Source organism: Acinetobacter sp. AL9 (assembly GCF_041464035.1).
Taxonomy (GTDB): Bacteria; Pseudomonadota; Gammaproteobacteria; order Pseudomonadales; family Moraxellaceae; genus Acinetobacter; species Acinetobacter towneri.
On record NZ_JAYFSK010000007.1, the window covers coordinates 69753 to 76386 of the forward strand.

The 6634-nt window shown below is 38.6% G+C and carries 4 protein-coding genes and 1 pseudogene; 2 read left to right on the forward strand and 3 right to left on the reverse strand.

Annotation, left to right across the window (positions count from 1 at the left end; genetic code table 11):
* Positions 1–104 precede the first annotated feature (104 nt).
* A complete protein-coding gene (mutS, locus tag ACEO2X_RS03000; protein WP_253131536.1) occupies positions 105–2744 on the reverse strand; it encodes a DNA mismatch repair protein MutS in 2640 nt (879 codons plus the stop codon).
* Positions 2745–2976: 232 nt separating this feature from the next.
* Here mutS and ACEO2X_RS03005 point away from each other — a divergent pair, with 232 nt between their 5' ends.
* Entirely contained in the window at positions 2977–4314 is a 1338-nt protein-coding gene (locus tag ACEO2X_RS03005) for a site-specific integrase (RefSeq protein ID WP_225530645.1), read from the forward strand.
* Between the two features lie 39 nt (positions 4315–4353).
* On the opposite strand, the gene ACEO2X_RS03010 is transcribed toward ACEO2X_RS03005, so the two are convergent.
* Positions 4354–4767 carry a hypothetical protein gene (locus ACEO2X_RS03010; protein WP_371971051.1) on the reverse strand — a complete coding sequence of 138 codons (414 nt, stop codon included), beginning with the start codon at positions 4765–4767 and terminating at the stop codon, positions 4354–4356.
* Positions 4768–4838: 71 nt separating this feature from the next.
* On the opposite strand from ACEO2X_RS03010, the gene ACEO2X_RS03015 reads away from it, so the two are divergent.
* The gene (locus tag ACEO2X_RS03015) at positions 4839–5810 is read left to right on the forward strand and encodes a hypothetical protein (protein WP_371971052.1); all 972 of its coding nucleotides are present in this window, start codon (positions 4839–4841) and stop codon (positions 5808–5810) included.
* 47 nt (positions 5811–5857) lie between these two features.
* Here ACEO2X_RS03015 and ACEO2X_RS03020 read toward each other — a convergent pair.
* A pseudogene (locus ACEO2X_RS03020) lies at positions 5858–6505 on the reverse strand (hydrolase or metal-binding protein); the annotation flags it as partial.
* Positions 6506–6634: the final 129 nt, after the last annotated feature.

Genomic DNA, 6634 nt, shown 5'->3' on the forward strand with positions numbered 1-6634 from the left:
AAATTTGATAAAAAGTGGATAAAACCATCAAAAAAACTTATAAATGAAAAAGACTCTCAATTGAGAGTCTTTGTTTAGCTCAAATATTTTAGAAATAACAGCGGCTAAGCGTTCAATTGTTCCTTTAAAGCATACAATTGTTCCAGCGCTTGTCGTGGCGTTAAATTATCGACATCTATACTGCGTAATAAATCTAAAGCAGGTGATGGTTTTTCTACCTCGATTACACGTTCAATCACTTCTGGTTCAGCTGAGCTTGTTGCTGGTGCAAATAGGTCATCTTGAACGGCTAAATTGACATTTTTGTGCTGCTGTTTTTCTAAAATTCTTAAACGGTTTTGCGCTTCTTTAATCACATTGGCTGGAATGCCTGCCAATTTTGCCACTTGCAAACCGTGACTTTGGCTTGCAGGACCTTGTTGAACTTTGTGCAAGAGAATCAGGTTGCCATTCATTTCTTTGGCGGTTACGTGGTAGTTATCCACCCCAGATTCTTTGCTTAATTCGGTCAATTCAAAATAATGCGTTGCAAATAGGCATAAACATTTGATGCGTTTGCTTAAATCCAACACACATGCCCATGCCAAAGATAAGCCATCGTAGGTACTGGTTCCGCGACCAACTTCATCCATCAGCACCAAAGACTGTGAGGTTGCATGGTGTAAAATTTGTGAAGTCTCAGTCATTTCGACCATAAAGGTCGATTTACCTGTCGATAAATCATCGGCAGAACCAATACGGGTAAACACGCGATCAATAGGACCTAATACGGCTGTTTGGGCAGGCACATAACTACCACAATAGCCAAGTAGGGCAATGAGTGCGGTTTGACGCATATACGTTGATTTACCGCCCATATTCGGGCCAGTAATAATTGCCAAACGATGATTGTAGTCGAGTAAAGTATCATTCGGTGTAAAGGCGGTTTTACTCAAGGCCTCAACAACAGGATGACGTCCTGCAGTAATTTTAATTCCAATTTCAGGGCTATATTCAGGGCGTGCCCAATTGCGTAAACGTGCTTGATGGGCAAAGTTTGCCAATAGATCAATTTGTGCAATCGCGCTGCTCATCATTTGTAATTGAGCAATGTCTTGGCGTAATTCATCCAATAGCATTTCAAATAGCATCTTTTCACGGGCTAAAGCACGGGACTCGCTAGACAGGACTTTATCTTCAAAACTTTTTAGCTCTGGGGTGATGTAGCGTTCTGCATTTTTTAAAGTTTGACGACGGATATAGTGTTCAGGTGCTTGCTCGGCTTGGGCGCGAGTGAGTTCAATGTAGTAACCACTGACACGGTTGTAGCCAATTTTTAACGTTGGGATACCGCTTTCTTGGCGCTCTTTGACTTCTAAATCAATCAGGAATTGCCCCGCATGATCACGGATTTTGCGTAGTTCATCGAGTTCACTGTCAAAACCCTCTGCAATGACATTGCCATCACGCAATAGTACAGGTGGGTTTTCTACAATTGCCTGCATCAGCCGTTGATGCAGTCCATGAAAATCGCCCAGTTCTTCATTCAGGTTTTGAATGAGTGCGGATTGTTGTGCAGAAACAATGGGCTGTAAGGCATGACGCAAATAGGGAATTTGCGCACAGGCCTGACGTAGTTGTACCAAATCACGTGGGCGTGCGCTACCGAGTGCGACACGACTCAGCACACGTTCAATATCACTAATTTCTTTCAGTACCAAACGCACAGGCGACTCATGGTAACCTTGTATTAAGGCTTGAATTGCATCCAGTCTTGCATCTAACAATGCCGTGTCACGCAAAGGTTGCATCAAGGTACGACTCAGTAAACGGCTACCCATGGCAGTTTGGCAATCGTTAATCAGTTGGAATAAAGAAGTGCCGTGTTCAAATAATGGTTCAACCAATTCCAAATTACGTCGGGTCACAGGATCAAGCGCAATAAAATCGCTGCTTTGTTCTAATTGAATACTGCGAATATGTGGTAAAGCCGTTTTTTGGGTTTCTTTGGCGTAGTGTATTAACGCTGCCGCTGCTGCTTTGGCTAAGGGCAAATGATCAATACCAAAACCTGAAAGTGACGATACAGCAAATTGATCACAAAGCGTTTTTTGTGCATTGTTCAGGTTGAAATCGACATTTGGGCGTTTGGTCACAGGGCAGTCAAGCTGCTTTTTAACCTGTTCAATAATATTCGGATCGACAATATCTTCATCGACCACAATTTCGCTTGGCATTAAACGAGAAAGTTCAATCGCGAGTTGTTCAGGCAAATAATCCATTTGCTGAACTTTAAAAATCCCTGCACTTAAATCCAGCAATGCGATACCAATTTGGTTTTGCTGTAAGCATAAAGAGACCAAGTTGGAAGATTGATGACTGTTGAGCAAGGCATCATCAGTGAGCGTGCCTGGGGTGATAATCCGTACTACTCCACGCTCTACAGGACCTTTGCCTGTCACCTCGCCAATTTGCTCACAAATTACCACGGTTTCGCCTTTTTTGACCAAGCGAGCGAGATAACCTTCAGCAGCATGATATGGCACGCCCGCCATTGGAATAGGTTTGCCACTAGTTTTACCACGGTGGGTGAGGGTAATGCCTAAAAGTTTGGCAGCTTTGTGTGCATCATCAAAAAATAATTCGTAGAAATCGCCCATGCGATAGAACATTAAAGAATGTGGATGTTCCATCTTCACCCGTAAGTATTGCTGCATCATAGGTGTAAGTGATGATAGATCAATACCTGAATTTTCTATGTTCATCTAATAAAAATACCTTTAAAAATAATAAGTTCTTCAATGATAATCATCTGCTTACATTCCTATTGCTGCTTAGGGGTAACAAGCAAGTCCTAAGGAATCCAATGAATAAGTATACCTTTTAGTATACCTTTTATTGGTGTATCTTATTTAAATCCTATCAGCATATGCATGCTGAAAAATCTGAGGGTGATTTTAGCAAAATTACCGAGTGCGAAAAGGTTAGAAGAACTATATGACTGTAAAAGATCCTACTTATACAAAAAAAGTAGCGTTAACTGCTCGAGCTATTGAAAAAATGAAACCTGAAACTTTCTTAGTAGATATTGGTGAAAATGAAGGGTTAAGAGTTAATAAGGGGAAAACAGGTCTGACTTCATTTTCTTATCGCTTCAGAAGTCCTATTGATAACTCGTTAAAGAAAGTAAAAATTGGTATTTACCCAGATATGTCATTGGCTGAAGCTAGATTAGAGCTTCAAAAGATGAAGATCAAACGCAGAGCAGGTATTTGCCCAAGTCAGGAGCTAAAAGATCAGAAGGAACAAAAAAAGATTGAGCAAGAAAAACGAGATGAAACAAATGCCCAATTTACAGTCAAAGAATTGATTGATTTATATTTAACTAATGTAATTGAAGACCGTTATGTTTTAGATAGTAAAACAGGCAGTAAGAAGTTGATTCCAGGAGCGAGAAAACGTAAAGGACAAGATGAAGCTAGAAGAACACTATACGGCGATGCGGTTAGAGTATTAGGGCATATAGCAGCTGATCAAGTGACGCGAAAAGATGTCGTAAATATGATTTCTAAAATTATTGAGCGTGGGGCAAATGTTCAAGCTGGGCGTGTACTAGCAGAATTAACGTTGGCTTATGACTACAGTATAGGATTGGAAAAATTTAAGGATGATTTTGCAAATCCGGCACTTTTGGCTAAATCGAGTTTAAAGCAAAGCAGGGTGAAGTTAACACACAAAAAGGGTAGCCGAGTATTATCAGATAAAGAAATTAAAAAAGTATTGGAATGGCTTCCAACATCAGGTTTCTCAGAAAAAGTTAGGCATATTCTTAGAATTACGTTATGGACTGGGTGCCGTACTGGGGAAGTTTGTGAGTTGAAATGGGCGGACATTGATTTTGAAAAAAATACGTGGCATTTAAAAGGAAGCAAGAATGGTACGGATAGGTATGTCCAACTTTCTAAACAATGCCTTGAATATATAAAAGCATTATCTCGTGAGTCAGATTTTCTTTTTGAATCAAGCGTTAAAGGTAAGGCAATTACCCAGAAGATTCTTACAGTGTATAAATGGCAAATGCGACATCCTGAAAAACTTTCATACGCATTACAGCCTGAACAATTGTGGTTGTCCGAAATTGAGGATTGGAGTCCGCACGATTTAAGGCGGACTGTACGTACTGGTCTCTCTAGGTTAAGTTGTCCTGCAGAAATTGCAGAAGCTGTATTAGGGCATTCAAAAAAAGGAATACAAGGTACTTATAATTTGCATGCGTATGAAAAAGAATGTGCGGAATGGTTACAGAAGTGGGCAGACCATTTAGATGCTTTATAAAATAAAAAAGAGCCTTTGGATGAGGCTCTTTTTTATATGTTACAAAAATCTTTTAAAATATTGTTCAATAGAGTTTTCATTGGACAATCTTTCTTTAGTGAGTAAATTTTCGACCATACTAATATTATTTACCTTAATAGTTTTTGGTGCGCTTTGCCCTAAACTGATCAACTTTATCCAAAGCTGTTGATGTTCTTCATAGCATTTTACAAGATGACCAGACAGGGTTGTGATTTTATTAAGAGTAGGATCAAAAAACTGAATTTCATGATCAGGCTTGAGAGATTCCGTGTTTGAGAGAGTTGATCCTTTATTACCTATTAATTTCGTAGATTGATTTGGTTTAGATGAATTGGCGAAGTTCATTAAAGTCATAAAGATAAAGCGAATACCATAAAAAAGCACGCTAATAAAGAAAAAGAATACTGCAATCCAAAAAATAGCTTTTAACACGATTGACCCCTCTAATAAATTGATAAATTTTGTTATGCTACTAAGATGAATAATAAATGAGATTTAAGAAAATGATATCTAATAAGTTTCCAGATGTGATTTTTGTCGCATCAAACGAAATGGTAGAAGAATTATTTAAGAAAAAATATCCTAAACTAGTAAAGGAATCTGAACCAAAAACAGATGGATTCTTTTCTAGATTTAATCAGAAATTGAATGAAAGAAGTAGTATGGCAGTAGGGTTGATAGGAGCAAGTATTCATAAAGCTACAAATAAAGAAAGCACTAAAGACGTTTTAACACATGCTGAAGAAATTTCAGCAGAGTTGATGAAATATACCAATAATACGACAGTGAAAAATACAAAGCCAGCTCTTGTTTATAGCGTTGAAGATAAAGCAAGTATTATTTTGAAAGGGATGAAACTTCCTACTGAAGTAACTTATGTATCTTTAGAAGATGCAAAAAAATTAAAAATTCCCAAAGAAGATAAGTTGACTGAAAATAGCTTTTTTATCAAGCATCCTCATATTAAAGACCTTTACATTAGACCAGAAAACTTCCAAATCGAATTAGCAAAAGCAAAAGAAAATGTATATATCCAATTAGCAATAGCTTTTGGTGCTAAAGAAATTCGTTTAGTGACTAATTCCCTTAATCATTCAAATAAAAAACTAAAATCAAATATTCCCTTACCTCAATACGGGCTACTAAGTGGCTTTGATGTGTCTTTTGATACCACTACAAATCAATATCGATCAATAGTAAGAGAATTTGATCCAACTGATCATGAGCCGTATATACCAAGTGATTTACAGGAGTGGGTAGATCAAGATATGGAATTGCAAACTATGTGGGATGGTAGAAAAGATGGTAAACGGCAAAAGACACATACCATGAAATTACATTATTTTAATGATACGAATGGTAGTGTACAAGTCGCTGTATCTTTACTTAATATTTTGAAACAGGAATTTAATGCGAAAATGACGCAACAAAAATTTGAGGCAACAACTGTTTTACTTAAGATTGATTATCATTAATAATAGCTGATATTGCCTAATAAGACCCATCATTGATGGGTCTTTTTTTATGCCACCTTTTCTACAGTTTGCCTGAGAGTGTTTGATATGGCGTAACCATTTTCTGGATCTGCCGAGTTTTCATCTAAAGGGTAAAACTCATCGATGACGTCGGGATCTTCTTCAGAATTAATCTCAAATACAGCATTGGCAAAACCTCGTCTGGCGATATGATCTACAGCCTCTTGATAGAATCCGGCCTGCTTGCTCTGTTCATCAATTTGCTTGGCTTGAGTAATGGCATCATTGAGACTAATCCCATCCCTTAAAGTTAGATCCACGTAGTACACCGGTTGCCGATAGCTTTGTGTGGTGCTTTTGCCTCTTAAAGTCAGTTGCAAAGGCAGACAAGAGAGTAAACCTCCTGAAGCTGCGTGGTAATAACTCAGCCGTGCAGCCAAAGTCCGAATACTGTTAAATCCTGTGGTTCTAAAGATGAAGGTGCCAAACTCATCCGAGTCATCTAAATTCACATGCAAGCGTCCATAAGGCTTGCAGTTACCTCCTTGAGCCAACGGACATAAATCTGGTGATGGACAGGGATGTTGCTCTACACCTTGATTAGTTAAACGTTGGCAGGTTTCCCCATTACCGACACAAACTGGGCGCCCAGTCTGACGGTCAAATAGGCTGTATTCTGCACGTAGGTTTAAGTCAGTGTTAGCGGCAATGTAAAAATGACCCCCCAACAGCATTTGAAAATTGACCCCCTTGGTTAATATAGTGGTCTTTTTGGACTGCTCAACATGTTAACTTTGGAGCAAGCAGTGACAATCCAAATACTT